This window comes from Streptomyces sp. NPDC060002 (assembly GCF_042737245.1).
Classification (GTDB): Bacteria; Actinomycetota; Actinomycetes; order Streptomycetales; family Streptomycetaceae; genus Streptomyces.
The window spans coordinates 1-26,525 of the sequence record NZ_JBHWUW010000016.1; the positions used below are offsets into that span (position 1 = coordinate 1).

Consider the following 26,525-nt stretch of genomic DNA (forward strand, 5'->3'; position numbering starts at 1 on the left):
GGCCGGTGCACACCGGCCGCCCCTCACGCGCGCGTGGCACGCCCCGGCGGGGCACAATGCGAGGCGTGAACGCCGACAGTCAGCGGGTGACACCCCGGACGCCCCGGACACCCCCGGGAACCGTGCTCGGACGACTCGCGGTGCCCGCCGGGATCCTCACGGCCGTCGCCGGGGCCTTCGCGTACGTCGGGACCGTCGACCCCAACGAGCCCGGCCACTACCCGGTCTGCCCCCTGCTGCGCATCACGGGCCTGTACTGCCCGGGCTGCGGGGGCCTGCGCAGCGCGCACGCCTTCGTGCACGGGGACTTCGCCACCGCCCTGCACGACAACGCACTGGCGGTCGTCGGCTACCCGGTCTTCGCGGTGGTGTGGACCGTCTGGGTGGTCCGTGTGGTGCGCGGACGCCCCGCGCGCATGGAGCCCGGCCCGGCGCAGCTGTGGACGCTGGGCGCGTTCCTGCTGGTCTTCACGGTTGTCCGGAACCTGCCGTACGGTGGCTGGCTGCATCCTTGATCAACGGGTGAACGTCCAGTATGGGGGCACCTCCCGCCCGAGCATGCGAAGCTTGTTCGAGGGCGGGGGAGGGACCGCCGTCAACCGGATGTGAGGCCTTCGCCTTCCTCCGGATACCATCGCAGTGACCACCTTTTTTCTCCTGGTGACCGGTGGTCGCTGGAACTGCCAACCGTCTCTCAACCGCTGGAAGGGGGCCGCTCGCGTGAGTGTGCTCGACGAGATCATCGACGGAGTCCGTGCCGACCTCGCGGAGCGGCAGGCGCGCGTCAGCCTCGACGAGCTCAAGGAGCGCGCGGCGAATGCCCCCGCCGCCAAGGACGGGGTGGCCGCGCTCCGGGGCGACGGCGTCAAGGTCATCTGCGAGGTCAAGCGCTCCAGCCCGTCCAAGGGCGCGCTGGCCGCGATCGCCGATCCGGCCGGACTGGCCGCGGACTACGAGGCGGGCGGCGCGGCCGTCATCTCCGTCCTCACCGAACAGCGCCGCTTCGGCGGCTCCCTCGCCGACCTCGAGGCGGTCCGCGCGCGGGTCGACATCCCCGTGCTGCGCAAGGACTTCATCGTCACCTCGTACCAGCTGTGGGAGGCCCGCGCGTACGGCGCCGACCTCGCGCTGCTGATCGTGGCCGCCCTCGAGCAGTCGGCCCTCGAGTCGCTGATCGAGCGAGCCGTCTCCATCGGCCTCACCCCGCTCGTCGAGGTACACGACGAGGACGAGGTGGAGCGCGCGGTCGACGCGGGCGCCAAGGTGATCGGCGTCAACGCGCGCAACCTGAAGACCCTCGAGGTCGACCGGGGCACCTTCGAGCGCATCGCGCCCGAGATCCCGTCCCACGTCGTCAGCGTCGCCGAGTCCGGCGTCCGGGGCCCGCACGACCTCATCGCGTACGCCAACGCCGGCGCCGACGCGGTCCTGGTCGGCGAGTCCCTGGTGACGGGCCGCGACCCGAAGACGGCGGTGGCCGATCTGGTGGCGGCGGGCGAGCACCCCGCACTCCGGCACGGCCGCGGCTGACCTCCCGGTAGGATCGACCCCGATGACACTCACGACGACCGCCATGGACAGGTACGCCCGCCTCGCGCGCGGCTGCCGCCCCCGTGGCTGCCGCGCGCCCGCCCGCCGGGTGCACGGCCGGCGCGTGCGGTACGTCATCGGAGACGAACCCGGCCAGGTGAACGGCATGCGATGGCAGCGCCCCGTCAGGGGCGCGGGGAACTGCGCGACCAGTCACAGAGGTCCCGCAGTCAACTGATAATCCCTGCCCCCACGGCGACCAGTGCCCAACACACACTCACCGTGAGGTTTCCGCATGCCCAGCGAGTTCTTCATTCCCGACCCCGAGGGTCAAGTCCCCAGCGCTGAAGGCTACTTCGGCGCGTTCGGCGGCAAGTTCATCCCGGAGGCCCTCGTCGCCGCCGTGGACGAGGTCGCCGTCGAGTACGACAAGGCGAAGCACGACCCGGAGTTCGCCCGCGAGCTCGACGACCTGCTCGTGCACTACACCGGCCGGCCCAGCTCCCTCACCGAGGTGCCGAGGTTCGCCGAGCACGCCGGCGGCGCGCGCGTGTTCCTCAAGCGCGAGGACCTCAACCACACCGGCTCCCACAAGATCAACAACGTGCTCGGGCAGGCGCTGCTCACCCGGCGCATGGGCAAGACCCGCGTGATCGCCGAGACCGGGGCCGGCCAGCACGGCGTGGCGACGGCCACCGCCTGCGCCCTCTTCGGGCTCGAGTGCACCATCTACATGGGCGAGATCGACACGCAGCGCCAGGCACTCAACGTGGCGCGCATGCGCATGCTGGGCGCCGAGGTCGTGGCCGTGAAGTCCGGCAGCCGCACGCTGAAGGACGCCATCAACGAGGCCTTCCGCGACTGGGTCGCCAACGTCGACCGCACCCACTACCTGTTCGGCACGGTCGCCGGACCGCACCCCTTCCCGGCGATGGTGCGCGACTTCCACCGCGTCATCGGCGTCGAGGCCCGCCGCCAGATCCTGGAGCGCGCCGGCCGCCTCCCCGACGCGGCGGTCGCCTGTGTCGGCGGCGGCTCCAACGCCATCGGCCTCTTCCACGCCTTCATCCCGGACGCCGGCGTCCGGCTCGTCGGCTGCGAGCCGGCCGGTCACGGCATCGAGACCGGCGAGCACGCGGCGACCCTCACCGCGGGCGAGCCCGGCATCCTGCACGGCTCGCGCTCCTACGTCCTCCAGGACGACGAGGGCCAGATCACCGAGCCGTACTCCATCTCGGCGGGTCTGGACTACCCGGGCATCGGCCCCGAGCACTCCTACCTCAAGGACAGCGGCCGCGGCGAGTACCGCGCGGTCACCGACGACGCGGCCATGCAGGCGCTGCGTCTGCTGTCGCGCACCGAGGGCATCATCCCGGCCATCGAGAGCGCGCACGCGCTGGCCGGGGCCCTGGAGGTCGGCAAGGAGCTCGGCAAGGACGGGCTGATCGTCGTCAACCTGTCCGGCCGCGGCGACAAGGACATGGACACGGCCGCCCGCTACTTCGGCCTGTACGAAACCGACGCCGAGGTCGCCGCCAACGCGGCCGACACCGCCGAGATCGAGGGGGACGCCAAGTGAGCGGGAACATGCGGTTGCTGTCGGACACCCTCGCCGACGCCAAGGCGGAGGGCCGCGCCGCGCTCATCGCCTACCTCCCGGCCGGGTTCCCGACCGTGGACGGCGGCATCGAGGCCGTCAAGGCCGTCATCGACGGTGGCGCGGACGTCGTCGAGGTCGGTCTGCCGCACAGCGACCCCGTCCTCGACGGCCCGGTCATCCAGACCGCCGACGACATCGCCCTGCGCGGCGGGGTGCGGATCGCGGACGTCATGCGGACGGTCCGGGAGGCCTTCGAGGCCACCGGGAAGCCGATCCTCGTCATGACCTACTGGAACCCGATCGACCGCTACGGTGTCGAGCGCTTCACCGCCGAGCTGGCCGAGGCGGGCGGCGCGGGCTGCATCCTGCCCGATCTGCCGGTCCAGGAGTCGGTGCTGTGGAGGGAACACGCCCAGAAGCACGGCCTCGCGACGATCTTCGTCGTGGCGCCGAGCAGCAAGGACGCGCGGCTCGCGCAGATCACCGAGGCGGGCAGCGGCTTCGTCTACGCCGCCTCGCTGATGGGGGTCACCGGCACCCGTGCGTCGGTGGGCGCGCAGGCCCAGGACCTGGTCGAGCGGACCCGTGCCACCGGCACCGGCCTGCCCGTCTGTGTCGGCCTCGGCGTCTCCGACGCCACGCAGGCCGCCGAGGTGGCCGGCTTCGCCGACGGCGTGATCGTCGGCTCGGCCTTCGTCAAGCGGATGCTGGACGCGCCGGACGACGCGGCCGGTTTCGAGGCGGTCCGCGAGCTCGCGGGCGAGCTGGCGAAGGGTGTGCGCCGACAGGCGTAACCCGGGGACCGGTGCAACAGAGCGGGACATATCGCCGGGTCACTCGAACGGGTGGACCTGGGGTCGGGGAGGCGCAATGCGCCTCCCCGGTTCGTTCTGGGGGTGTGAGCGAGAAGAATCGTGCGGGAAAGCGCACTGCCAGGGAGCGGCTGGCGGACGAGCGAGAGAAACAGAAGGCCGTGGAGCGGCGACGGCGGACGCTGATCGTCGCGTCGAGCGTCGTCTGCGTCCTCGGTCTGGCGGCGGTGATCGGGGTCGTCGCGGCGAACTCCGGCAAGGACGACAGCAGCGACAAGGCGGGCCCGGTCGTGGCGCCCTCGGGGGCGCAGGGCGAGGACGCGCTCGCGATCCCCGTCGGCAAGGACAGCGCCAAGTCCACGCTCACCGTGTGGGAGGACTTCCGCTGCCCGGCCTGCAAGGCCTTCGAGACGGCGTACCGTCCCACGATCCACGAGCTGACGGACGCCGGGAAGCTCAGGGTCGAGTACCACCTGGCCACGCTCATCGACGGCAACATGGGCGGCAGCGGCTCCCGTAACGCGGCCAACGCGGCGGCCTGCGCGCAGGATGCCGGGAAGTTTCCCGCGTACCACGACGTGCTGTACGAGAACCAGCCGGAGGAGACGGACGACGCCTTCGCCGAGAACAGCAAGCTCATCGGGCTCGCCGCCAAGGTCGACGGCCTCGACACGCCCGCGTTCCGTACCTGTGTCGAGGACGGCACGCACAACAGCTGGGTCGAGAAGTCCAACCAGGCCTTCCAGAACGGCCACTTCGGCGGCACCCCGACGGTGCTGTTCAACGGCAAGAACATCTACGCCGACCAGTCGATGACGCCGGCCAAGCTGAAGCAGATGGTGGAGGATGCCGACAAAGGGTGACCAGGGGTGAGACCCCTGCACACCCGCCCGTTATGGAGCCGTAGCCGGGCTGCCCGTCGTCGGCCCGGTCCGGCACGGTAGCGTCGACCCTGCCATGGAACTTGCCTACATTCCCAGCCCGTCGCACGGGGTGCTGTATCTCGGCCCCGTTCCGCTGCGCGGCTACGCGTTCTGCATCATCATCGGCGTCTTCGTCGCGGTCTGGCTCGGCAACAGGCGCTGGGTCGCCCGCGGCGGGCAGGCCGGCACGGTGGCCGACATCTCCGTCTGGGCAGTGCCCTTCGGCCTGGTCGGCGGCCGGCTCTACCACGTGATCACGGACTACGAGCTGTACTTCAGCGAGGGCCGTGACTGGGTGGACGCCTTCAAGGTCTGGGAGGGCGGCCTCGGTATCTGGGGCGCGATCGCGCTCGGCGCGGTGGGCGCGTGGATCGGCTGTCGCCGCCGGGGTATCCCGCTGCCCGCGTACGCCGACGCCATCGCGCCCGGTATCGCCCTCGCCCAGGCGATCGGCCGCTGGGGCAACTGGTTCAACCAGGAGCTGTACGGCAAGCAGACCGACCTCCCCTGGGCGCTGCACATCACGTCCTCGGCGGACGGCCGGGTGCCCGGCTACTACCACCCGACGTTCCTGTACGAGTCGCTGTGGTGCATCGGTGTCGCCCTCCTCGTCATCTGGGCCGACCGCCGCTTCAAGCTCGGGCACGGGCGCGCCTTCGCGCTGTACGTCGCCGCGTACTGCGTGGGCCGTGCGTGGATCGAGTACATGCGGGTCGACGACGCCCACCACATCCTGGGCCTGCGGCTGAACGACTGGACCGCGCTGGTCGTGTTCCTGCTCGCGGTGACCTACATGGTGATCTCGGCGAAGAAGCGGCCGGGGCGCGAAGTGGTGGTCGAGCCGGGTGCGGGAGCCTCCGGCGGTGGGACGGAAGCCGACGGCGAGGGCAGGTCGAAGGACGGTGCCGAGGCCAAGGACGAGGCTGAGGCCAAGGACGAGGCTGAGGCCGGCGCCGACGCGAAGACCGATGCCAAGGGTGACGGCGAAGGCAAGGCCGGAACCGACGCCGAAGCGAAGGACGAGGCGGACGCCAAGGCCGACTCTGACGCCAAGCTCCCCGCCGGCGCCAAGGTTTCTGCCGGCATCAAGCCCTCCGCAGGCACCAAGGTTTCTGCCGATGCCAAGGGGGCCGCTGACATCAGGGGTTCCTCTGACGGCAAGGCTGATGCGGGCGCGAAGGGTGAGGCCGGGAAGTCCGCCGCGGTGCAGGCCGAGGACGCGGCCGAAGCGAAGGACGAGGTCAAGGACGGGGCCGAGTCGGCCGGTAAGAAGAGCTGACGGCTGGTCGTTCGTACGACGACGAGGGCGCCCGGGGTCTGCCGGGCGCCCTCGTCGTCTGTGCGTGCCGGGGCAGGGTTCAGTCCCCGCGGGCTGCCAGGGACAGGGTGCGTTGGGCCATCGCCACCACCGCCGCGTCGATGAAACGGCCGTCCGGCAGGGCCTGGGCGCCCTGCTCGGTGGCCGCCGCCTTCACGATCGTCTCGGCCTCCTCCAGCTCGTGCTGGGTGGGCAGATAGGCCCGTTCGATGATCGGGAGCTGGCGGGGGTGGATGGCGGCGCGGCCGAGGAAGCCGAGGGTGCGACCGTGGGCGCAGCTGGTGGCCAGGCCCTCCAGGTCGCGGATGTCGGGGTGCACCGACTGGGGTGGCGGCGCCAGACCCGCGGCCCGGGCGGCGACCACGACACGGGCGCGGGACCAGTCGAGGCCCGCGTCGTCCCGGACGCCCAGGTCGGCGCGCAGGTCCGCCTCGCCGAGGGCGATGCCGCGCAGCGAGGGGTGGGCGCAGGCGATGGCGTAGGCGTGTTCGATGCCGAGGGCTGATTCCAGGAGGGCGTGGAGGGGGGTGGCTCCACGGTCCGCGGGCGGCACGGTCTCGGCGACGCGGGTGATCTGGTGCGGGGACGTCACTTTCGGCAGGCGCAGGGCGGAGACCCCGGGCAGGGCGGCCAGCGTGCGGAGGTCCGCCGCGGCGAAGGGGCTGTCCAGGGCGTTGACCCGGACGTGGACCGGGACCGGCTGGGGCTCGCGGAGGCGTTCGGCGGTGGCCGTGCGGGCGTACTCCTTGCGGTCCGGGGCGACCGCGTCCTCGAGGTCGACGATGACGACGTCGGCGCCGCAGGCGAGGGCCTTGGTGACGGTTTCCGGTCGGTCACCTGGGACATAGAGCCAGGTCAGAGGGGTTTTCTTCATAGGGCGCCCGCCTCGCGGAGGGACGTCAGCTCGGCGGTGGTCAGGCCCAGTTCGGTGAGAACCTCCTCTGTGTCTGCGCCGTGCGGGCGGCCGGTCCAGCGGATCGCGCCGGGGGTCGAGGAGAGCCGGAAGAGAACGTTCTGCATGCGGATCCGGCCCAGTTCCGGGTCCTCGACGGCGGTGATCGTGTCGAGGGCCTGGTACTGGGGGTCCTCCATCACGTCCCGTACGTCCTGGATCGGGGCGATCGCCGCCTCCGCCTTCTCGAAGGCGGCCAGGACGTCGGTGCGGCTGCGGGCGGCGATCCAGCTGCCGACCGCGTCGTCGAGCAGGTCGGCGTGGGCGGCCCGGTCGGCGCCGGTCGCGAACCAGGGTTCGTCGATCAGGTCGGGGCGGCCGACCAGGCGCATCACGCGCTCCGCGATCGACTGGGCCGACGTCGAGACGGCGACCCAGTTCCCGTCGGCCGTGCGGTAGGTGTTGCGCGGTGCGTTGTTGGCGGACCGGTTGCCGGTGCGGGCCTGGACGTATCCCAGCTGGTCGTACCAGAGCGGCTGGGGGCCGAGGACGGTGAGGATGGGTTCGATGATCGCCATGTCGACGACCTGTCCCTCGCCGGTGCGGTCGCGGGCGGCGAGCGCGGTCATGACGGCGTAGGCGGTGGCCAGACCGGCGATCGAGTCGGCCAGGCCGAAGGGCGGGAGCGTCGGGGACGCGTCCGGTTCGCCGGTGATCGCCGCGAACCCGCTCATCGCCTCGGCGAGGGTGCCGAAGCCGGGGCGGTGCGCGTAGGGGCCGAACTGGCCGAAGGCGGTGACCCGGGTGAGGACCAGGCGGGGGTTGGCCGCCGACAGCGCGTCCCAGCCGAGGTCCCACTTCTCCAGCGTGCCGGGGCGGAAGTTCTCGATGATCACGTCGGCGGTGGCGGCGAGGCGCAGCAGTGTGGCGCGGCCGCCGGGCCTGGAGAGGTCGAGGGTGATGGTGCGCTTGTTGCGGCCGAGGAGCTTCCACCACAGGCCCACGCCGTCCTTCGACGGGCCGTGGCCCCGGGAGGGGTCCGGCTGGGTGGGGTGCTCGACCTTGATGACCTCCGCGCCGAAGTCGCCGAGCATGGTGGCGGCGAGGGGGCCGGCGAAGAGGGTGGCCAGGTCGAGGACGCGGACACCGTGCAGGGGAGTGGTCCGCTCGGTCGCCCGCTCGGTCGTTTTCGTCTGCTCGGTCATGACGCGTACTGCGTCTCGATCTCGGAGCGGTAGGGCATGGAGGCGGAGGCGCCCGGCCGTTGGACCGACAGGGCCGCCGCCGCGGACGCCCAGGCCAGCGCCTCCCGTACGGGCTGCCCCTCGCCGAGCGCGACCGCGAGGGCGCCGACGAAGGTGTCGCCCGCGCCGGTCGAGTCGACGGCGGTGACGCGCGGGGCGGGCACGGTCAGCGGTTGCGCTCCCCGGGCCGCGTACAGGCTGCCGGACGAGCCGAGCGTGATGACCACCTCCGGGACGCTGTCCAGCAGGGCGGTGGCCGCCTCGCGCGGGTCGGTGCGGCCGGTGAGCGTGGCCGCCTCGTGCTCGTTGGGGACCAACAGGTCGGTGACGGCGAGGAGTTCGGGCGGGAGCGGCTGGGCGGGGGCCGGGGTGAGGATCGTCCGGACGCCGTGGGCGCGGGCCGCCCGGGCGCTCGCGACGACGGCGGCGAGGGGGACTTCGAGCTGGAGCAGGAGCGCGTCGGCGGAGGAGATGAGGACCTCGTCGCCGGGGACGAGGTGGTCGACGGTGCCGTTCGCGCCGGGGACGACCACGATCGCGTTGCCGCCCTCGTCGTCCACGACGATGTGCGCGGTGCCGGAGGGGCTCTCGACGGTGCGCAGATGGTCGGTGTTCACGCCGGAGTGCTCCAGGGTGGAGCGCAGCCGGGTGCCGAAGGCGTCGTTGCCGACGGCGCCGATCATCGACACGGTGGCGCCCGCGCGGGCGGCGGCGACCGCCTGGTTGGCGCCCTTGCCGCCGGGGATCGTACGGAACTCCCGTCCCGTCACGGTCTCCCCGCGCTGCGGGGGCTTCTCGACGTAGGCGACGAGGTCCATGTTCGTGCTGCCGAGCACGACGATGTCGGTCATGGCTGGGAAGCCTCCCGGGGGATGAGGGACCAGGTGAGGTGGGCCAGGGTGTCGAAGCCGACGCCGTTGAGGTCGGCGACGGAGGTGGCCAGGCGGTTCTTGAGGGGAGCCGTCCAGTGGTCGGGCAGGGCGGCCGGGTCGCCGGTGAGCAGGGCGGCGATCCCACCGGCCGTCGCGCCGGCCGAATCGGTGTCCAGGCCGCCGGACACGGCACGGCCGACGGAGCCGGTGAAGTCGCCGTCCGCGTGGGTGAGGGCGGCGGCGATCAGGGCGGTGTTGGGGACGGCGTGGACCCAGTGGTGCGCCTTGTGGGCTGTGTGGAGTTCGTCGACCACGGTGTCGAAGTCGGGGTGTTCTCCGGCGAGCCGGACGGCGTGCGTGACGGCCTGCGCGAGGCGGGAGCGGGGCGGGACGACGGTCAGACCGGTGCGCAGACAGGCGTGGACGTCCTGGGTGCCGGTCGCGGCGGCGGCGATGGTGGCCGCCGTGAACATCGCCGCGTAGACGCCGTTGGCGGTGTGCGTGAGGGTGGCGTCGCGGTGGGCCTGCTCGGCGGCGGCGGCCGGGTTCCCGGGGTTGGTCCAGCCGTGGACGTCGGCGCGGATGAGGGCGCCGATCCACTCGCGGAAGGGGTTGCGGTGGCGGGCGGTGAGCGGAGGTTCGATGCCGGCGAGGAGGTTGCGCAGGGCGAGGCGTTCGGCGGTGAAGGTGCGGCCCGCCGGGAGTTCGTCCAGCCAGAGCCGGGCCACGTCCGTGGTGGTGAAGTCCCTGCCGTGGCGTTGGAGCAGGAGGAGGTTGAGGAGCGGGTAGTTGAGGTCGTCGTCCTCGGGCATGCCGTCGATGTTCTCGGCGAGGGAGGTGGTCGCCGAGCGGCGGTTCCAGGGGTGCGCCTCGAGGAGCGGCTCGGGGACTCCGCGGGCGGTGAAGTAGCCGGTGAGGGGCCAGTTGCCGGTGGACCGGGCGAGTTGGCGGACGGCGTCCAGGGGGAGTTTCTCCACCGGTTTGCCCAGGAGACAGCCGGCGGCCCGGCCCAGCCAGGCCGCTTCCAGGCCGGCCGGGGTGGGGGCCTGCGCACGCGCGCCGGCCGGTCGGCTCGGCCACTGCGGGCACAGGGCCCTGATCCTCTCCAGTCCGGTCGGCTCGTGCTCCGTCAACCTGCTGGGCAGGTCGGCCAGTTCGTCCAAGAGGTCCTCCGCGAGGAGGCGCAGATAGCGCGAGGCGCGCTGAGGGGACGCGCCGGCCCGGGGCGGGGCCTCGCAGCCGCCGGCCGCTTTCCAGCGTGCGGCGATCGCCCACGGTTCCCGGCCGTCCTGCGCCGCCTGGCGCAGTTCGTGGCCGAGGAGGTCCTCGGGCTGGACCCAGGTCAGCCGGAGCATCGCGGGCCTCCGATCGCGGAGAACGCCGACTCGTGTGTGCGGCGGTGGTGGATGTCGCGGTCGAAGATCTCCCGGGTGACCTCGGTGAGCATCGCCGCGGGCTGCCAGAGGTCGAGACGGCTGGCCTCGGCGACCTGCTTCGACCACTCGTCGGGGACCGGCGAGCCGAGGGCGCCGGCCACCGCTCCCGCCATCGTCGCGATCGAATCGCAGTCGCGGCCGTAGTTGACCGCGCCGAGGACCGCCTGCCGGTAGTCGCCGTCGGCCACCAGCAACATGCCCAGGGCGACGGGGAGTTCCTCGATGGCGTGCAGGCGGGACGGGCGGCGGGCGGCCAGGGAGGGCCGGCGGTAGTCGGGGCCGACGGTGTCGTACGGCGTCACCGCTTCCCGCAGCGGCGCCAGCGCCGACTCGAAGTCGGTGTGCCGGGCCGCCGCTTCGCACACCTTCTCGATCGCCGTGCGGGTTCCGTCCCGCGCCAGGGCCAGACAGGCCGCGACGACGGAGTCCGCCGTCGCGCCCGGCGTGCACGCGGCCGCCACCGCCGCCGCGAAGACTCCCGCCGCCTCACGGCCGTACGACGACTGGTGGGCGCCGGCGATGTCCAGCGCCTCGGCGTACGCGCCCGCAGGGTTGGCCGCGTTGACCAGTCCCACCGGGGCCATGTACATCGCCGCACCGCAGTTGACGATGTTGCCGACGCCTGCCTCGCGCGGGTCCACATGGCCGTAGTGGAGCCTTGCCACCAGCCATTTCTCCGCCAGGAAGATTCGCTGGAGGGGGAGTGCCTCCGCCTCCAGCTCCGGGATCCAGCGGGGTGTCGTCAACAGGTCCGGGACCAGGTGGTCGGCGATCGCGTAGGCGTCCAGGTGATCGCGGACCGTGGCGTAGACCCTGATCAGCGCGTGGGTCATCAAGGTGTCGTCGGTGACGTGGCCGTCGCCCTTGTGGTACGGGGCGATGGGGCGGGCGGTGCGCCAGTCGTCGCCGCTCCAGGGACCGACGACGCCGTGGACCCGGCTGCCGTGGCGCTGGAGGATCTGCTCGGGGGAGTAGCCCTCGACGGGGCCGCCGAGCGCGTCGCCGACGGCCGCCCCGACGAGGGCGGCGGTGATGCGGTCTTCCAGGGTTCCGCCGTGGCTTTCTTGTGCTTTGGGCGTCATGCACCGAATCATCCTCCTGGAGGTGCCGGTTGCGTGGTTTCCAGGAGTTCGGCGAGTTCCACCAGGTCGGTGCCGGTGAGCCGGGGCAGCACACAGCCCGAGAGGACGCGGCAGCTGTCCCGCCAGGAGTCGGGGATGGTGGCGCCGCCGCCCAACGCGCCGGTCAGCGCGCCCGCCAGGGCCGGGGCCGAGTCCGCGACCCGGGAGAGACAGGCCGCCGCCGGCACCGCTTCGCCGATACGGCCGCCGGACGCCGTCACCAGTGCCAGGGCCACCGGGACCGTCTCCGCCGCCGCGATGCCGTAGCTGTAGACGTGGTCGACGATCTGGTGCTCCAGGAGGGGGATGAGCGCGAAGGCGCTGTCGGCGCCATGGGCCAGCGCGAGGGCGTGCCGGGCGTTGCGGCCGATCTCGGTGTGCTCGGGGAGTTCGGCGAGCGCCGCCGCCACGCAGGCCTCGGGGTCCGCGCCGACGAGGGCCAGCGCGAGGGCCGCCGCCATCGCGCGTGCGCCGTGCACGCCGTCGCCGTCCTGGGTGTAGCGGGCGTCGAACTCGGCTAGTCCGGCGGCGAGTCGGGGGTCGCCGGGGTGGGCCACGGCCAGGACGCAGGCGCGTACGCAGGCCGCGTCGTCGAAGTAGTGGGGGTTGTCGTGGCCGGTGGCGGGCGGCCGCAGACCGGCGGCGAGGTTGCCGAGGCCGGCGCGGACGGAGATCCGGGCGCGCAGGGGGAGGACGGCGGACTCGACCTCGGGCGCGCGGTCGGCGGCCGCCGCGACCTCGCAGGCGACGGCGTTCCAGGTGAGGTCGATGGCGGCGCGCATCCGGCGTTCCCGGCTGAGGTCGCCGAGGGCGGCGTCGTCCCCGGCCCGCAGCACCGCCTCGGCCGCGAAGGCCGCCCACTCGGCGTCGTCGGAGGGGCCGAGGCGGAGGGGCTCGGGGGGTTGGTTGAGGGCGATGGGGACGGGGAGGGTCGTCGTCGCGTTGTGCTCGGCGAAGGTGTCGAGTTCGCGGGTCAGCCGGCGGGTCCACTCCGGCATACGGGCGGCTCGGTGGCGGGCGGCGGGCCAGCCGGCGGCGTCGCCCGCGGCGAGGCCGAGCAGGAGGCCCTCGATGCGGCGCGCCCTCGCCGGGCGGGCGTTCTCGACGGCCTCGGCCGCACCTTCGGCCCTTCCGGTCCCGCACGTACGGCCCGTGCGGCTTTCGCGGTCGGGTGCGGGTGGCCCCTGGCGGGTGTCCTCGCCGTCGGCGGCCGCGAGTTCGTCCGGGGCCGCCGTGAGCGTTCCGGCCGTCATTCCCTCGTCCAGTGGTCCGGGTGGTCTCACGGTCGTACCTCCGCGCCGTCGTTCGCCGCCAGGGTGAAGGCGGTCGGGTCCGGCAGGGGGAACCGGGCGAGGCCCATCAGGTTCGGCACGAGTTCCTCCACGACCATGCCCTCGCCCCACTTGCCGCCCTCGCCCGGCACCAGCAACTCCGCCACGTCCAGCACGTGGTGGCCCGCCATGGACGGCAGGCAGCTTCCCCGGGCCGGGCCGATCGCCGCCGCCCACTCCGCAGGGATCGCCGACACGCCCTGCGTCGCACCGGCCAGGGCGCCCGCCACCGCGGCCGTCGTGTCCGCGTCGCGGCCCATGTTCACCGCCGTCAGGACGGCTTCGCGGAAGTCGCCGTCGGCGGCCGCGTAGGCGCCGAAGGCGAGGGCGACGGCCTCGGGGGCGAGGTCGGTCCAGGGGTAGCCGCCGACGACGACGGCGGAGCGGACCGCCCGTTCGCCCCGGTGGGCCACCGCCACCGCCCGGCGCAGGGAACGCGCCGTCCAGGAGTCCTCGGGGACCACGGCCAGGGCGGAGGCGACCACCGAGACCGCCGGCGCTCCCGCCATCGCCGCCGCCACTCCCGCCGCGACCGCCTGGCCGCCGTAGATGCCCTCGCCGTCGTGACTCACCGCGCCGTCGATCGCGACCAGGCGGGCCGCTTCCGCCGGGCGGCCCGCGGCGAAGACGCCGAAGGGGGCCGCGCGCATCGCCAGGCCGTCGCTCCAGGCGTGCCGGTGCTGCGCCGAGATCGGCGCCGCCAGGCCTCGGCGGAGGTTCTCCAGGGTGCCGCGTTCGCTGAAGCCGGCGCCGCGGAAGGGGCCCTCGTCGAGGTCGGCGATCCACTGGTGCCAGGCCGCCTCGACATGGGCCGGGGTGAGTGCGGAGCCGTGGCGGGCCAGCAGCAGGCCCGAGAAGATCGCGTACTCGGTGTCGTCGGTGCCGGCCGGCCGGTCGGCGACGTACCCCGTGATGCGGCCCCAGCGGGCGCGGATCTCGGAGGGCTTCATGTTCTCCGCGGGGGCTCCCAGGGCGTCTCCCACGGCCAGGCCGAGCAGGGCGCCACGGGCCCGCTCGCGCAGTGCGGCGGCGTCCCCCGGCGCCGGGACCGAGGGGATGCAGGCGATCGATGCCATACGAGGCCTCTCCTCAAGAGGCTCCGCACGGGGCGCGGAGCACTTTGCGGATGTGTCCCACCATCGGCGGTTGACCTCAGCCTCGGAGCCTCCCATGTCACCCGGTCGACATCTGTGCAGACTCCTGATCGTATGAGCATTCGAGGGTAAAACCGCAGGTTAGCTCAGCCTTTCCTTCCTGGCGGGCGGGAATCCCCCGGCATATATTTGGTGTTGTCAAAAAGTGGAACCAGTCCAGACTTAGCTTTGCCTCACCTTGCTGGGGCTCTCCGGAACACCCTGTGGGGGATCTCGTGGCCATCATCGACAACGAAGCCGCACTGCACGAGGCGCATCGCGACAACCACACCCACCGGGACGTCAACGGCGGCTGGCTGCGGCCCGCCGTCTTCGGCGCGATGGACGGCCTGGTCTCCAACCTCGCCCTGATGACCGGTGTCGCCGGCGGCTCGGTGGGTCACCAGACCGTCGTCATCACCGGACTCGCCGGTCTCGCCGCGGGCGCCTTCTCCATGGCCGCAGGCGAGTACACCTCCGTCGCCTCGCAGCGCGAGCTCGTCGAGGCCGAACTCGAGGTAGAGCGCCGGGAGTTGAGAAAGCACCCCAAGGACGAGGAGGCCGAGCTCGCCGCGCTGTACGAGTCCCGGGGGGTCGAGCCCGAGCTGGCCCGGCGGGTCGCCCAGCAGCTGTCGCGCGATCCCGAGCAGGCCCTGGAGATCCACGCCCGCGAGGAGCTGGGCATCGATCCCTCCGATCTGCCCTCGCCGCTGATCGCCGCCGGGTCGAGCTTCGGCGCGTTCGCGCTGGGCGCGCTGCTGCCCGTACTCCCTTATCTGCTGGGCGCCGCCTCGCTCTGGCCGGCCGTGCTGCTCGCGCTGTTCGGGCTGTTCGGCTGCGGGGCCGTGGTGGCCCGGGTGACCGCGCGCACCTGGTGGTACAGCGGGCTGCGGCAGCTCGCCCTCGGTGGCGCGGCGGCCGGTGTGACGTACGCCCTGGGCAGCTGGTTCGGAACGGCCGTAGGATAGTCCGGATGGTACTTATGCGATGGGCCGCATAAGTAGTCGTTACTGACTGGTTTCGAGTGCTTAACCAGCGGGCATGAGCCGTAAGCGCTGTGGGCAATGACGCCTCCGGCGCACTCGCGGGGTGAACGACACCGCTCCCCTCGCCTTCCGGACCGGCGGACATCGATCTGATCGATCTCGTTCCGTTCGGTCCCCACATACTTTCAGCCACGTGCGCGATACCCCCCTCGCGACTCCGTGGCGTCCGCATGCTGGAACGGAGTATCCGGTTCCCGAGAACCGCTCCATCATGTAACCTGCACGAAATTTTGCGTTACGCAGAGGGCCAACGTCGTCCCTTCGCCAGCAGATATGCCACTTGAGACGACGACGGGAGAGCCGATGCGTACGCCGCGCCAGCCGTCCCAGCATTCCGCGAATGGCCAGAACTGGTCCTTCATGGATGCTCGCCCTGCTGCGCAGGGTATGTACGACCCCCGCAACGAGCACGACGCCTGCGGCGTCGGCTTCGTGGCCAACCTCACCGGCGAGGCGAGCCACACGCTGGTCGAGCAGGCGCTCACCGTTCTGCGCAACCTCGAGCACCGCGGCGCCACCGGCTCCGAGCCGGACTCCGGCGACGGCGCGGGCATCCTGACCCAGGTCCCGGACGCCTTCCTCCGCGAGGTGGCCGGATTCGAGCTCCCCGAGGCCGGCGGCTACGCCGTCGGTATCGCCTTCCTCCCCGAGGAAGGCCTCCAGGACGCCGTCTCACAGATCGAGACGATCGCCGCCGACGAGGACCTCACCGTCCTCGGCTGGCGCGAGGTCCCGGTCGCCCCCGGGCTGCTCGGCGCCACCGCCCGCTCGACGATGCCGGCCTTCCGCCAGATCTTCGTCACGGACAACGCGAGCACGGGCATCGACCTCGACCGCAAGGCGTTCGTGCTGCGCAAGCGCGCCGAACGCGAGGCCGGCGTCTACTTCCCGTCGCTGTCCGCGCGGACCATCGTGTACAAGGGCATGCTGACCACCGGCCAGCTCGAGCCCTTCTTCCCGGACCTGTCCGACCGCCGCTTCGCCTCGGCCGTGTCGCTCGTCCACTCGCGCTTCTCGACGAACACCTTCCCGTCGTGGCCGCTCGCGCACCCGTACCGCTTCGTCGCGCACAACGGCGAGATCAACACCGTCAAGGGCAACCGCAACTGGATGCGCGCCCGTGAGTCACAGCTCGTCTCCGACCTGTTCGGCAAGGACGAGAAGTCCATCGAGCGGATCTTCCCGGTGTGTACGCCGGACGCCTCCGACTCGGCGTCCTTCGACGAGGTGCTCGAGCTGCTCCACCTCGGTGGCCGCTCGCTGCCGCACTCCGTGCTGATGATGATCCCGGAGGCGTGGGAGAACCACGAGTCCATGGACTCGGCCCGGCGCGCCTTCTACGAGTTCCACTCCACGCAGATGGAGCCCTGGGACGGCCCGGCCTGTGTCACCTTCACCGACGGCACCCAGGTCGGCGCCGTGCTCGACCGCAACGGTCTGCGCCCCGGCCGCTACTGGGTCACCGACGACGGCCTCGTCGTCCTCGGCTCCGAGGTCGGCGTCCTCGACATCGACCCCGCCAAGGTCGTCCGCAAGGGCCGCCTCCAGCCCGGCCGGATGTTCCTCGTCGACACCGCCGAGCACCGCATCATCGAGGACGACGAGATCAAGGCCCAGCTCGCCGCCGAGAAGCCCTACGCCGAGTGGCTGGAGGCCGGCGAGATCGAGCTGGCCGACCTGCCCGAGCGCGAGCACATCGTGCACACCCACGCCTCGGTCACCCGCCGCCAGCAGACCTTCGGCTACACCGAGGAAGAGCTGCGCGTCATCCTCGCGCCGATGGCCAAGACCGCCGGCGAACCGCTCGGTTCCATGGGCACGGACTCGCCGATCGCCGCGCTCTCCGCGCGCCCGCGCCTGCTCTTCGACTACTTCACCCAGCTGTTCGCGCAGGTCACCAACCCGCCGCTGGACGCGATCCGCGAGGAGCTCGTGACCTCGCTGCGCTCGTCGCTGGGCCCGCAGGGCAACCTGCTCGAGCCGAGCGCCGCGTCGTGCCGGACGGTCACCCTGCCGTTCCCGGTCATCGACAACGACGAGCTGGCCAAGCTCATCCACATCAACGCCGACGGCGACATGCCCGGCTTCAAGGCCGCGACGCTCTCCGGTCTGTACCGGGTGCACGGCGGCGGTGACGCGCTGGCCGCGCGCATCGACGAGATCTGCACCGAGGCCGACGCCGCCATCGACAACGGCGCCCGACTCATCGTCCTGTCGGACCGCCACTCGGACGCCGAGCACGCCCCGATCCCGTCGCTGCTGCTCACCTCGGCCGTCCACCACCACCTCATCCGCACCAAGCAGCGCACCGAGGTGGGCCTCCTCGTCGAGGCCGGCGACGTCCGCGAGGTCCACCACGTCGCCCTGCTGATCGGCTTCGGCGCCGCCGCCGTCAACCCGTACCTGGCGATGGAGTCCGCCGAGGACCTGCTGCGCGCGGGCACCTTCATCAACGGCCTGGAGCCCGAGCAGGCGATCCGCAACCTGATCTACGCGCTGGGCAAGGGCGTCCTGAAGGTCATGTCCAAGATGGGCATCTCGACCGTCGCCTCCTACCGCGGCGCCCAGGTCTTCGAGGCCGTCGGCCTCGACGACGCCTTCGTCGAGAAGTACTTCAACGGCACCGCCACCAAGATCGGCGGCGTCGGCATCGACGTCATCGCCAAGGAGGTCGCCGCCCGCCACGCCAAGGCGTACCCGGCCAGCGGCATCGCGCCGGCCCACCGCGCCCTGGAGATAGGCGGCGAGTACCAGTGGCGCCGCGAGGGCGAGCCGCACCTGTTCGACCCGGAGACGGTCTTCCGCCTCCAGCACTCGACGCGCACCGCCCGCTACGACATCTTCAAGAAGTACACGGACCGCGTGAACGAGCAGTCCGAGCGCCTCATGACGCTGCGCGGCCTCTTCGGCTTCAAGTCGGACCGGCAGCCGATCTCCGTCGACGAGGTCGAGCCGGTCAGCGAGATCGTCCGGCGCTTCTCCACCGGCGCCATGTCGTACGGCTCCATCTCCAAGGAGGCGCACGAGACCCTCGCCATCGCCATGAACCAGCTGGGCGGCAAGTCCAACACCGGTGAGGGCGGCGAGGACGCGGACCGGCTCTACGACCCGGCCCGGCGCAGCGCCATCAAGCAGGTCGCCTCCGGCCGCTTCGGCGTCACGTCCGAGTACCTGGTCAACGCGGACGACATCCAGATCAAGATGGCCCAGGGCGCCAAGCCCGGCGAGGGCGGCCAGCTGCCCGGCCACAAGGTCTACCCGTGGGTCGCCAAGACCCGGCACAGCACCCCCGGTGTCGGTCTGATCTCCCCGCCGCCGCACCACGACATCTACTCCATCGAGGACCTCGCCCAGCTGATCCACGACCTGAAGAACGCGAATCCGCAGGCGCGGATCCACGTGAAGCTGGTCTCCGAGGTCGGCGTCGGCACGGTCGCGGCCGGTGTGTCCAAGGCGCACGCCGACGTCGTGCTCATCTCCGGCCACGACGGCGGAACCGGCGCCTCCCCGCTCACCTCGCTCAAGCACGCGGGCGGTCCCTGGGAGCTCGGCCTCGCCGAGACCCAGCAGACGCTGCTGCTCAACGGCCTGCGCGACCGGATCGTCGTGCAGACCGACGGCCAGCTGAAGACCGGCCGTGACGTGATCATCGCCGCGCTGCTCGGCGCCGAGGAGTTCGGTTTCGCGACCGCGCCGCTCGTCGTCTCCGGCTGCGTCATGATGCGCGTCTGCCACCTGGACACCTGCCCGGTCGGCATCGCCACCCAGAACCCGGTGCTCCGCGACCGCTTCGCCGGCAAGGCGGAGTACGTGGTGAACTTCTTCAAGTTCATCGCCGAGGAGGTCCGCGAGATCCTCGCCGAGCTGGGCTTCCGCACCATCGAGGAGGCCGTCGGCCACGCCGAGGTCCTGGACGTCGAGCGCGCCGTCGACCACTGGAAGGCACAGGGCCTGAACCTGGCCCCGCTGTTCCACGTGCCCGCCCTGCCCGAGGGCGCGGCGCTGCACCAGGTCATCTCGCAGGACCACGGCCTGGAGAAGGCGCTCGACAACCAGCTGATCAAGCTCGCCGCCGACGCCCTGGCCGCGGACTCCGCGACCGACGCGCAGCCGGTGCGCGCCCAGGTCTCCATCCGCAACATCAACCGCACGGTCGGCACCATGCTCGGCCACGAGGTGACGAAGAAGTTCGGTGGCGCGGGCCTGCCCGAGGACACCATCGACATCACCTTCACCGGCTCCGCCGGCCAGTCCTTCGGCGCCTTCCTCCCGCGCGGTGTCACGCTGCGCCTGGAGGGCGACGCCAACGACTACGTCGGCAAGGGTCTCTCCGGCGGCCGGGTCGTCGTCCGCCCGGACCGGGGCGCCGACCACCTCGCCGAGTACTCGACGATCGCGGGCAACACCATCGCCTACGGCGCGACCGGCGGCGAGCTGTTCCTGCGCGGCCGCACCGGTGAGCGCTTCTGCGTCCGCAACTCCGGCGCGACGGTCGTCTCCGAGGGCGTGGGCGACCACGGCTGCGAGTACATGACCGGTGGTCACGCGGTGGTCCTCGGCGAGACGGGCCGCAACTTCGCGGCCGGTATGTCGGGCGGCGTCGCCTACGTGATCGACCTGAACCGCGACAACGTCAACGCCGGCAACCTCGGCGCCGTCGAGACGCCGGACGAGGCCGACAAGCAGTGGCTGCACGACGTGGTGCGCCGCCACGCCGAGGAGACCGGTTCCACGGTCGCCGCGAAGCTGCTCGTCGACTGGGACGCCTCCGCGGAGCGCTTCAGCAAGATCATCCCCAGTACGTACAAGGCAGTGCTCGCCGCCAAGGCCGCCGCCGAGCAGGCGGGACTCTCCGAGTCCGAGATCACCGAGAAGATGATGGAGGCGGCGACCAATGGCTGACCCGAAGGGCTTCCTGAACCACGGCCGTGAGGTCGCCAAGTCCCGTCCGGTCGACGTGCGTCTGAAGGACTGGAACGAGGTCTACGTCCCCGGTTCGCTGCTGCCGATCATCGGCAAGCAGGCCGGCCGGTGCATGGACTGCGGCATCCCGTTCTGTCACAACGGCTGTCCGCTGGGGAACCTGATCCCCGAGTGGAACGACTTCGCCTACCGCGAGGACTGGACGGCGGCCTCCGAGCGGCTGCACGCCACGAACAACTTCCCGGAGTTCACGGGCCGGCTGTGCCCCGCTCCGTGCGAGTCTGCGTGTGTGCTGGGCATCAACCAGCCGGCCGTCACCATCAAGAACGTCGAGGTCTCGATCATCGACAAGGCGTGGGAGACCGGCGACGTCGCCCCGCAGGCGCCCGAGCGCCTGTCCGGCAAGACCGTCGCGGTCATCGGCTCGGGCCCGGCGGGCCTGGCCGCCGCCCAGCAGCTCACCCGGGCCGGCCACACCGTCGCCGTCTACGAGCGCGCGGACCGCATCGGAGGCCTCCTCCGTTACGGCATCCCCGAGTTCAAGATGGAGAAGCGGCACATCAACCGCCGTATCGAGCAGATGCGCGCGGAGGGCACCCGCTTCCGTACCGGGATCGAGATCGGCCGCGACCTCAAGGCGACCGACCTGAAGAAGCGCTACGACGCCATCGTCATCGCCGCCGGCGCCACGACCGCCCGTGACCTTCCGGTCCCCGGCCGTGAGCTCAAGGGCGTCTACCAGGCGATGGAGTACCTGCCGCTGGCCAACAAGGTCCAGGAGGGCGACTTCGTGGCGCCCCCGATCTCGGCCCAGGGCAAGCACGTCGTGGTCATCGGCGGTGGCGACACCGGCGCCGACTGCGTGGGCACCGCCCACCGCCAGGGCGCGGCCTCGGTCACCCAGCTGGAGATCATGCCGAGGCCCGGCGAGGAGCGGAACCCGGGTCAGCCGTGGCCGACCTTCCCGATGCTCTACAAGGTCACGAGCGCGCACGAGGAGGGCGGCGAGCGGGTCTACTCCGTCTCCACCACCCACTTCGAGGGCGACGAGGACGGCAACGTCCAGTGGCTGCACCTCAGCGAGGTCGAGTTCATCGACGGCAGGCTGACGCCGAAGCCGGGCACGGAGCGCAAGATCCCCGCCCAGCTGGTCACCCTCGCGATGGGCTTCACCGGCACCGACCGTGAGAACGGCGTGGTGGAGCAGTTCGGCCTGGAGCTCGACGAGCGCGGCAACATCGCCCGCGACGCCGACTTCCGCACCAACGTCCCGGGCGTGTACGTCGCCGGTGACGCCGGCCGCGGCCAGTCGCTCATCGTGTGGGCGATCGCGGAGGGCCGCTCGGCCGCCCGCGGCGTCGACCGGTTCCTGACCGGCGCGAGTGAGCTGCCGGCCCCGATCCGCCCGACGGACCGCTCGCTGCTGGTCTGACGGCCCGGCCCCGAGGGCCCCCCTACGTCCCGTACAAAGGCGTACGGAACACAGACGGCGCCTGCCCCACAGTCCCCGACCGGACGACCGGGCAGGCGCCGCCGCATGTCCGAACGACCGCGCTACGGAACCCGGTACGTCTCCCCGTACACCTGCCACCGCAGCGGCGGGCGCAGGCCGAGGTTGCCCTCGCGCAGGAAACGGCGCTGGGTCGTGTCGACGCGCGAGGTGTCGACGCCGGGGTGCCGGGTCAGCATGGCCCGGCGGCGGGCGTCGAGGAAGGCGTCGAGATAGTCGGCCTCCTTGCCGCCCTGCGCGGGGGTGCGGGCCTGCCGCATCGCGCGGGCACGGATGCCGTCGAAGCTGGTCGGGCCCGCGCCGGGGCCGTGGAAGACCAGGGCGTCGTAGTAGATGAACTGGCCCAGCGCGCCCAGGCCGTCGACGCGGCCCCGGTGGACCGCCGGGTCGAAGTAGACACGGTCGCGCTCGACGTCCTGGGCGGCCCGGAAGGCGGGCACCCTCGACTCGGCCCGCCAGGCGGCCGGGAAGCCGGGGTCCAGACCGGTGTGCGAGGCGGTGCCGTCGACCCGGCGCAGGGCGGGGAGATAGCGGGCGAGGGCGTTGTCCGGGTGGTCGAGCGTGTAGCGCTCGACCAGGGTGAGCAGATCGTGGGTGCCGGTGCAGAAGCCGATCAGGCCCGCCGTGTAGCCCTGTCCGTCACCGATGTCCTCGACATAGCCGTACGCGGTGCGCCAGTTCAGGGTCCCGTTCTCGGCGCTCGCCACGATCTTCTGGGCCAGCTCCTTCTGGGGCGGGGCGGTGAGGCCCGGCGGGGCCGCCTGGACGCCGGTCGTCGGCTGGGCGGGCTGGACGGGCTCGGCGGGAGTGAACAGGTACACCGTCGACGCTACGGCGGCGCAGACCAGGGCGGCGGCACGTTTCATGCCCGACACCCTAGAGCGGGAATGTCGTGTTCCTTGTCATTCCATCCTAATTAGTCGGTGAACGAACAAAAGGGCGAAGGCCGGTGGGTGTGGGAGGCTGTGCGCCATGGTCGCGATCAGTCTCGCCAAGGTCCAGGAGACCGCACCCGCGCTGGTCAGCCTCTACAAGAGCGCCGGGGTGTCCCTCACCAAGCACGGTCTCGACGGGCAGCGGGCGGCCGTCTATCTCGTCGTCGACTATTCGGGGTCGATGAAGCCGTACTACCAGGACGGCAGCGTGCAGGCGCTCGCCGACCGGGTGTTGGGCCTGTCCGCGCACCTCGACGACGACGGCCGGGTGCCGGTCGTCTTCTTCTCCACCGACGTCGACGCCGTCACCGACATCGCCCTCGCCGACCATCAGGGGCGGGTGGACCGGATCGTGGCCGGGCTCGGACACATGGGCAAGACCAGTTACCACCTCGCCATGGACGCCGTCATCGACCACTACCTCGACAGCGGATCGACGGATCCCGCGCTCGTCGTCTTCCAGACCGACGGCGGCCCGATCAACAAGCTCGCCGCCGAACGCTACCTCTGCAAGGCGTCGAAGCTGCCCCTGTTCTGGCAGTTCATCGGCTTCGGCGACCGGGGCAGCAAGCAGTTCGACTTCCTGCGCAAGCTCGACGAACTGCCCGTACCGGCGAAGCGGACGGTCGACAACGCCGGTTTCTTCCACGCCGGTTCGGATCCGCGGAAGGTGTCGGACGCGGAGCTGTACGACCGGCTGGTCGGGGAGTTCCCGATGTGGCTCGGGGCGGCCAGGGCGCAGGGGATCATCCGGTGACCGTCCTGCTGCCCGCCGCCGGACGTACGGCCACGGCCTGGAAGAACGGCGGCGGGGTGACCCGTGAGATCGCCTGCTGCCCGGCGGGCGCGGGCATGGCCGCCTTCACCTGGCGGGTCAGCCTCGCCGAGGTCGCGGCGAGCGGCCCGTTCTCCGTGTTCCCCGACGTGGAGCGGACCCTGACGCTGGTCGAGGGAGCGGGCATGGACCTGACCGTGGGCGGGCGGCGACGGCTCGTCGACGCACGGCATGTGCCCCAGGACCTCCCCGGTGACGAGCCCACCGACTGCCGGCTGCTGGACGGGCCCGTCGTCAACCTCAACGTGATGTGGCGCAGGGGCGCTTCGGCCCCGGCCGTCGCGGTCGTACGCGGCCGGCTCCGCCTGCGGGCGGCGCACGCCCTGATCGTCGCCCTCGACGGGGGCGGGTCCGCCGACGTCGACGGGGTGCGGCTCGCCCGCCACGACGCCCTCCTGCTGACCGGGGAGGACGCGACTCTGCACGCGCACGGCCCGACGGCGGTCGTCGGCCTCGCCCCGTGACGGCGGCCCCGTGGTCCCGCAGGCCGCTCGAACCGCCGCCGTCGAGTCCCGCGCGTCTGTCCGAGGGGCTCCCGGGCGCCGCTCGCGCGGGCTGTCCGCACCGTTGGCTCAGCCGGTCCGCCGTGCCACCCCGGGGTCGATCCGGCGGGAGGCGGCGACGTAGGGGTGACGACGCGCGATCGGTGAACGGGGCGTCAGGCGGGGGGACTTCGAGGCCCGGCGAGTCCGGCAAGGGCGAGCACCTCGCCGACTGGGCCGACGAGCGGCCGGGGCTGTACGCGCCGGCGAGGACCAACCTGCGCAAGGTGTTCCCGGACCACTGGTCCTTCCTGCTGGGCGGGATCTGCCTCTGGGGCTTCCTGGTCCTGGCCGGCGCGTGCCGTGTTCGGGGCGGACAGCCACCTCCCGAAGCCGACGCCGAAGGAGCATCGCCAACCGACCGGCGGGGACACTGAGAGCCCGGTCAGTTCTCGGGCGGCCAGGTGCGCAGCAGGGTGTCGAGGGCGTCGAGGATCCGGGTCCAGGTCTCCTGGGTGTCGGGGGCGCTGTGGCTGAATCCGCCGCCGAGCTCCAGGGTGACGTAGCCGTGGAAGACGCTGCCCAGGAGCCGGACGGCGTGGGTCTGGTCCGGCTCGGTGAGGTCGTAGCCGCGCAGGATCGCCCGGGTCATGCGGGCGTGGCGCGGGCCGGCGCTCGAGGCCGCCGCCTCGGGGCCGAGGCGCAGCTGGGCCGCGGCGTAGCGGCCGGGGTGCTCGCGGGCGTAGTCGCGGTAGACGTCGGCCAGGGCGGTCAGGGCGTCCTTGCCGGCCCGCCCGGCCAGCGCGAGGTCGCCCCGGTCGGCGAGCTCCTCCAGGGCGAGCAGGGCGATCCGGGTTCTGAGGTCGTCGGAGTTCTTCACGTGCGAGTACAGGCTGGCGACCTTGACGTCGAAGCGCCGGGCGAGCGCCGAGACGGTCACCTGGTCGAAGCCGACCTCGTCGGCCAGCTCCGCGCCCGCCCGGACCAGACGATCCGTGCTCAGCCCCACGCGCCCCATGCTCGTCCTCCTGTGTCGCTCCCGGTGTCTCCCGGCTGCCCCGCAGCCGATAGCCATTATGTATTTGCCTAAAAGCTTTAGGCAAATTAGCCTGCGTTATATGAAGCCGCTCACCGAGCAAGAGATCCGTGCCGCGTTCGTCAACTGCACCAAGGGCGAGGCCAAACGCCTGGCCGTCCCGCGCGACCTGGCCGACCGGCCCTGGGGCGACCTGGACTACCTCGGCTGGCGGGATCCCCAGGCCCCCGACCGGGCCTACCTCGCCGTCGAGCTGGCCGGCCGGCCGACGGCCCTCGCGCTGCGCTCCTCCACCTCCGGCTCCTGGCAGGCACGGCGCAGCATGTGCACGATGTGCCTGACCACCCACTCCGGGGGTGTCTCGCTGATGGTCGCGCCGAAGGCGGGCAGGGCCGGCCAGCAGGGCAACTCGGTGGGGGCCTACATCTGCGGCGACCTCGCCTGCTCGCTGTATGTGCGGGGCAAGCGGGATGCGGGAGTCGGGGCCAGGCTGCCCGAGACGATCACACTGGAGGAGAAGATCGGGCGGACCGTGGCGAACCTCGCCGCGTTCGTCGCCAAGGTGACCGGCTGAGGCTGTGACCGGCTGAGGCTACGCGCGGCCGCGCAGGACCTCCGCCCGGCAGTCGTCCGGGGTGCCCCAGGCCGTGCGCAGGGCGCGGGCCTTGGTGATCCAGAGCGACAGGTCGTACTCCGCCGTGTAGCCGATCGCGCCGTGCAGCTGGAGTGCGGTACGCGCGGTCGTGTACGCCGCCTCGCAGGCGCTCACCTTCGCTGCGGCGACATCCGCCGGGCTCATCGTCACGGCGGCGCCCAGGACCAGGGGGCGGGCGAACTCCAACGCGATCTTCGCGTCCGCCAGCCGGTGCTTGACCGCCTGGAACGAGCCGACCGGGACCCCGAACTGGACGCGCTGCCCGACGTACGCCACGGTCCGCTCCAGCAGCGCCAGACCCACCCCGAGAGCCTGCGCGGCGGTGGCCAGGCGGGCCCAGCGCAGGGCGCGGTCCACGGGCGGGTCCCGGGTGAGCAGTTCGCCGCCCGGCAACAGGCGGGTGAGGCGACGGGCGGGGTCGAGGGAAGGGCGCACCGGGCCGTGCCCGGGGGACAGCCGGAGGCCGTCGGCGGCCGGCGCCAGCCGTAACGTCGCCGCGTCACCGTCCACGGCGTACGAACCCCCGGGTGCCAGTGTGGCCATCGACTCGCCCGCGGCCAGAGCGGGGAGGAACCGCTTCGCGGGGCCCGGATCGCTCAGCAGGGCCGCCGCGGCGACCGTCTCCACCAGCGGGCCCGGCACCGCGTGCCGCCCCAGCTCCACGAAGGCGACGGCCAGGTCCACCGGCCGCGGCCCCAGCCCTTCGTACGCCTCCGGGACCGCCAGGGCGAACACGCCGGCCCCGGCGATCCGCGACCACAGCGCGAGGCCGCTCGCCCGCTCGCCCCGGCTCCAGGCACGGATCACGGCGGGGGTGTCGGCCGCACTCAGCATCGCGTCCAACGACCGGGCGAACGCCCGCTGTTCGCTGTCCAGGAGGAAGCGCATCGC

General features: G+C 72.2%; 24 protein-coding genes. 14 read left to right on the plus strand and 10 right to left on the minus strand.

Annotated elements, in window-relative coordinates; genetic code table 11:
- Window positions 1-56: 56 nt before the first annotated feature.
- From ACFWBD_RS16620 to lgt, 7 genes are all read left to right on the plus strand, one after another.
- A complete protein-coding gene (locus ACFWBD_RS16620) occupies window positions 57-515 on the plus strand; it encodes a DUF2752 domain-containing protein (protein WP_385667414.1) in 459 nt (152 codons plus the stop codon).
- Between the two features lie 205 nt (window positions 516-720).
- Entirely contained in the window at window positions 721-1,530 is an 810-nt protein-coding gene (gene trpC / locus ACFWBD_RS16625; protein WP_385667305.1) for an indole-3-glycerol phosphate synthase TrpC, read from the plus strand.
- Between the two features lie 43 nt (window positions 1,531-1,573).
- Window positions 1,574-1,768: a tryptophan biosynthesis modulator TrpM gene (trpM, locus tag ACFWBD_RS16630; protein ID WP_385667415.1), complete on the plus strand. Its 195-nt coding sequence runs from the start codon at window positions 1,574-1,576 to the stop codon at window positions 1,766-1,768.
- Between the two features lie 57 nt (window positions 1,769-1,825).
- Window positions 1,826-3,109 carry a tryptophan synthase subunit beta gene (gene trpB / locus ACFWBD_RS16635; RefSeq protein WP_385667306.1) on the plus strand — a complete coding sequence of 428 codons (1,284 nt, stop codon included), beginning with the start codon at window positions 1,826-1,828 and terminating at the stop codon, window positions 3,107-3,109.
- On the plus strand, window positions 3,106-3,924 hold the full coding sequence (gene trpA, locus ACFWBD_RS16640) for a tryptophan synthase subunit alpha (RefSeq protein WP_385667307.1): 819 nt from the start codon (window positions 3,106-3,108) through the stop codon (window positions 3,922-3,924). The genes trpB and trpA overlap by 4 nt, the downstream gene beginning before the upstream one ends.
- A 104-nt stretch (window positions 3,925-4,028) precedes the next feature.
- Window positions 4,029-4,805 carry a thioredoxin domain-containing protein gene (locus tag ACFWBD_RS16645; protein WP_385667308.1) on the plus strand — a complete coding sequence of 259 codons (777 nt, stop codon included), beginning with the start codon at window positions 4,029-4,031 and terminating at the stop codon, window positions 4,803-4,805.
- Window positions 4,806-4,899: 94 nt separating this feature from the next.
- Complete coding sequence (gene lgt, locus ACFWBD_RS16650) at window positions 4,900-6,144, plus strand: prolipoprotein diacylglyceryl transferase (protein WP_385667309.1); 1,245 nt, start codon at window positions 4,900-4,902, stop codon at window positions 6,142-6,144.
- Window positions 6,145-6,223: 79 nt separating this feature from the next.
- Here the strand turns inward: lgt and ACFWBD_RS16655 are convergent, their stop codons facing one another.
- Genes ACFWBD_RS16655 through ACFWBD_RS16685 form a run of 7 tightly spaced genes read right to left on the minus strand, consistent with a single transcriptional unit; the run spans window position 6,224 to window position 14,155 of the window.
- Window positions 6,224-7,057 (minus strand): HpcH/HpaI aldolase/citrate lyase family protein, encoded by an 834-nt coding sequence (locus ACFWBD_RS16655; RefSeq protein ID WP_385667310.1) that lies wholly within the window; start codon window positions 7,055-7,057, stop codon window positions 6,224-6,226.
- Window positions 7,054-8,280 (minus strand): CaiB/BaiF CoA transferase family protein, encoded by a 1,227-nt coding sequence (locus tag ACFWBD_RS16660; protein ID WP_385667311.1) that lies wholly within the window; start codon window positions 8,278-8,280, stop codon window positions 7,054-7,056. Before ACFWBD_RS16660 ends, ACFWBD_RS16655 begins: the two co-directional genes overlap by 4 nt.
- Window positions 8,277-9,170: a ribokinase gene (rbsK, locus tag ACFWBD_RS16665; protein ID WP_385667312.1), complete on the minus strand. Its 894-nt coding sequence runs from the start codon at window positions 9,168-9,170 to the stop codon at window positions 8,277-8,279. The genes ACFWBD_RS16660 and rbsK overlap by 4 nt, the downstream gene beginning before the upstream one ends.
- On the minus strand, window positions 9,167-10,546 hold the full coding sequence (locus ACFWBD_RS16670) for an ADP-ribosylglycohydrolase family protein (protein WP_385667313.1): 1,380 nt from the start codon (window positions 10,544-10,546) through the stop codon (window positions 9,167-9,169). The genes rbsK and ACFWBD_RS16670 overlap by 4 nt, the downstream gene beginning before the upstream one ends.
- On the minus strand, window positions 10,534-11,709 hold the full coding sequence (locus ACFWBD_RS16675) for an ADP-ribosylglycohydrolase family protein (protein WP_385667314.1): 1,176 nt from the start codon (window positions 11,707-11,709) through the stop codon (window positions 10,534-10,536). The genes ACFWBD_RS16670 and ACFWBD_RS16675 overlap by 13 nt, the downstream gene beginning before the upstream one ends.
- Window positions 11,710-11,717: 8 nt before the next feature.
- Entirely contained in the window at window positions 11,718-13,001 is a 1,284-nt protein-coding gene (locus ACFWBD_RS16680; RefSeq protein ID WP_385667416.1) for an ADP-ribosylglycohydrolase family protein, read from the minus strand.
- A gap of 26 nt (window positions 13,002-13,027) precedes the next feature.
- Complete coding sequence (locus ACFWBD_RS16685; protein ID WP_385667315.1) at window positions 13,028-14,155, minus strand: ADP-ribosylglycohydrolase family protein; 1,128 nt, start codon at window positions 14,153-14,155, stop codon at window positions 13,028-13,030.
- A gap of 293 nt (window positions 14,156-14,448) precedes the next feature.
- Here ACFWBD_RS16685 and ACFWBD_RS16690 point away from each other — a divergent pair, with 293 nt between their 5' ends.
- The 3 genes from ACFWBD_RS16690 to ACFWBD_RS16700 all read left to right on the plus strand — a co-directional run bounded on the left by ACFWBD_RS16690 (window position 14,449) and on the right by ACFWBD_RS16700 (window position 21,613).
- The gene (locus tag ACFWBD_RS16690) at window positions 14,449-15,180 is read left to right on the plus strand and encodes a VIT1/CCC1 transporter family protein (protein WP_385667417.1); all 732 of its coding nucleotides are present in this window, start codon (window positions 14,449-14,451) and stop codon (window positions 15,178-15,180) included.
- 381 nt (window positions 15,181-15,561) lie between these two features.
- Window positions 15,562-20,160, plus strand: coding sequence for a glutamate synthase large subunit (gene gltB / locus ACFWBD_RS16695; protein WP_385667316.1), 4,599 nt, complete (start codon window positions 15,562-15,564; stop codon window positions 20,158-20,160).
- On the plus strand, window positions 20,153-21,613 hold the full coding sequence (locus ACFWBD_RS16700) for a glutamate synthase subunit beta (protein WP_385667317.1): 1,461 nt from the start codon (window positions 20,153-20,155) through the stop codon (window positions 21,611-21,613). Before gltB ends, ACFWBD_RS16700 begins: the two co-directional genes overlap by 8 nt.
- Before the next feature lie 122 nt (window positions 21,614-21,735).
- On the opposite strand, the gene ACFWBD_RS16705 is transcribed toward ACFWBD_RS16700, so the two are convergent.
- Window positions 21,736-22,557 carry a chitosanase gene (locus ACFWBD_RS16705; protein WP_385667318.1) on the minus strand — a complete coding sequence of 274 codons (822 nt, stop codon included), beginning with the start codon at window positions 22,555-22,557 and terminating at the stop codon, window positions 21,736-21,738.
- Window positions 22,558-22,663: 106 nt separating this feature from the next.
- On the opposite strand from ACFWBD_RS16705, the gene ACFWBD_RS16710 reads away from it, so the two are divergent.
- The 3 genes from ACFWBD_RS16710 to ACFWBD_RS16720 all read left to right on the plus strand — a co-directional run bounded on the left by ACFWBD_RS16710 (window position 22,664) and on the right by ACFWBD_RS16720 (window position 24,380).
- Window positions 22,664-23,383 carry a vWA domain-containing protein gene (locus tag ACFWBD_RS16710; RefSeq protein WP_385667319.1) on the plus strand — a complete coding sequence of 240 codons (720 nt, stop codon included), beginning with the start codon at window positions 22,664-22,666 and terminating at the stop codon, window positions 23,381-23,383.
- The gene (locus tag ACFWBD_RS16715) at window positions 23,380-23,925 is read left to right on the plus strand and encodes a HutD family protein (RefSeq protein ID WP_385667320.1); all 546 of its coding nucleotides are present in this window, start codon (window positions 23,380-23,382) and stop codon (window positions 23,923-23,925) included. Before ACFWBD_RS16710 ends, ACFWBD_RS16715 begins: the two co-directional genes overlap by 4 nt.
- A 182-nt stretch (window positions 23,926-24,107) precedes the next feature.
- Complete coding sequence (locus tag ACFWBD_RS16720) at window positions 24,108-24,380, plus strand: hypothetical protein (RefSeq protein WP_385667321.1); 273 nt, start codon at window positions 24,108-24,110, stop codon at window positions 24,378-24,380.
- A gap of 8 nt (window positions 24,381-24,388) precedes the next feature.
- On the opposite strand, the gene ACFWBD_RS16725 is transcribed toward ACFWBD_RS16720, so the two are convergent.
- Window positions 24,389-24,961 carry a TetR/AcrR family transcriptional regulator gene (locus ACFWBD_RS16725; RefSeq protein ID WP_385667322.1) on the minus strand — a complete coding sequence of 191 codons (573 nt, stop codon included), beginning with the start codon at window positions 24,959-24,961 and terminating at the stop codon, window positions 24,389-24,391.
- 100 nt (window positions 24,962-25,061) lie between these two features.
- Here ACFWBD_RS16725 and ACFWBD_RS16730 point away from each other — a divergent pair, with 100 nt between their 5' ends.
- Window positions 25,062-25,553, plus strand: coding sequence for an FBP domain-containing protein (locus tag ACFWBD_RS16730; RefSeq protein ID WP_385667323.1), 492 nt, complete (start codon window positions 25,062-25,064; stop codon window positions 25,551-25,553).
- A gap of 18 nt (window positions 25,554-25,571) precedes the next feature.
- On the opposite strand, the gene ACFWBD_RS16735 is transcribed toward ACFWBD_RS16730, so the two are convergent.
- Complete coding sequence (locus ACFWBD_RS16735) at window positions 25,572-26,522, minus strand: acyl-CoA dehydrogenase family protein (protein WP_385667418.1); 951 nt, start codon at window positions 26,520-26,522, stop codon at window positions 25,572-25,574.
- Window positions 26,523-26,525 lie beyond the last annotated feature (3 nt).

Bases quoted from the DNA above. Each gene is read 5' to 3' on its own strand.
- ACFWBD_RS16620 (WP_385667414.1), top strand. From the start codon at position 57: ATGCGAGGCGTGAACGCCGACAGTCAGCGGGTGACACCCCGGACGCCC.
- trpM (WP_385667415.1), top strand. From the start codon at position 1,574: ATGGACAGGTACGCCCGCCTCGCGCGCGGCTGCCGCCCCCGTGGCTGC.
- trpB (WP_385667306.1), top strand. From the start codon at position 1,826: ATGCCCAGCGAGTTCTTCATTCCCGACCCCGAGGGTCAAGTCCCCAGC.
- lgt (WP_385667309.1), top strand. From the start codon at position 4,900: ATGGAACTTGCCTACATTCCCAGCCCGTCGCACGGGGTGCTGTATCTC.
- ACFWBD_RS16655 (WP_385667310.1), bottom strand. From the start codon at position 7,057: ATGAAGAAAACCCCTCTGACCTGGCTCTATGTCCCAGGTGACCGACCG.
- ACFWBD_RS16660 (WP_385667311.1), bottom strand. From the start codon at position 8,280: ATGACCGAGCAGACGAAAACGACCGAGCGGGCGACCGAGCGGACCACT.
- rbsK (WP_385667312.1), bottom strand. From the start codon at position 9,170: ATGACCGACATCGTCGTGCTCGGCAGCACGAACATGGACCTCGTCGCC.
- ACFWBD_RS16670 (WP_385667313.1), bottom strand. From the start codon at position 10,546: ATGCTCCGGCTGACCTGGGTCCAGCCCGAGGACCTCCTCGGCCACGAA.
- ACFWBD_RS16675 (WP_385667314.1), bottom strand. From the start codon at position 11,709: ATGACGCCCAAAGCACAAGAAAGCCACGGCGGAACCCTGGAAGACCGC.
- ACFWBD_RS16680 (WP_385667416.1), bottom strand. From the start codon at position 13,001: ATGACGGCCGGAACGCTCACGGCGGCCCCGGACGAACTCGCGGCCGCC.
- ACFWBD_RS16685 (WP_385667315.1), bottom strand. From the start codon at position 14,155: ATGGCATCGATCGCCTGCATCCCCTCGGTCCCGGCGCCGGGGGACGCC.
- gltB (WP_385667316.1), top strand. From the start codon at position 15,562: ATGCGTACGCCGCGCCAGCCGTCCCAGCATTCCGCGAATGGCCAGAAC.
- ACFWBD_RS16700 (WP_385667317.1), top strand. From the start codon at position 20,153: ATGGCTGACCCGAAGGGCTTCCTGAACCACGGCCGTGAGGTCGCCAAG.
- ACFWBD_RS16705 (WP_385667318.1), bottom strand. From the start codon at position 22,557: ATGAAACGTGCCGCCGCCCTGGTCTGCGCCGCCGTAGCGTCGACGGTG.
- ACFWBD_RS16710 (WP_385667319.1), top strand. From the start codon at position 22,664: ATGGTCGCGATCAGTCTCGCCAAGGTCCAGGAGACCGCACCCGCGCTG.
- ACFWBD_RS16725 (WP_385667322.1), bottom strand. From the start codon at position 24,961: ATGGGGCGCGTGGGGCTGAGCACGGATCGTCTGGTCCGGGCGGGCGCG.
- ACFWBD_RS16730 (WP_385667323.1), top strand. From the start codon at position 25,062: ATGAAGCCGCTCACCGAGCAAGAGATCCGTGCCGCGTTCGTCAACTGC.
- ACFWBD_RS16735 (WP_385667418.1), bottom strand. From the start codon at position 26,522: ATGCGCTTCCTCCTGGACAGCGAACAGCGGGCGTTCGCCCGGTCGTTG.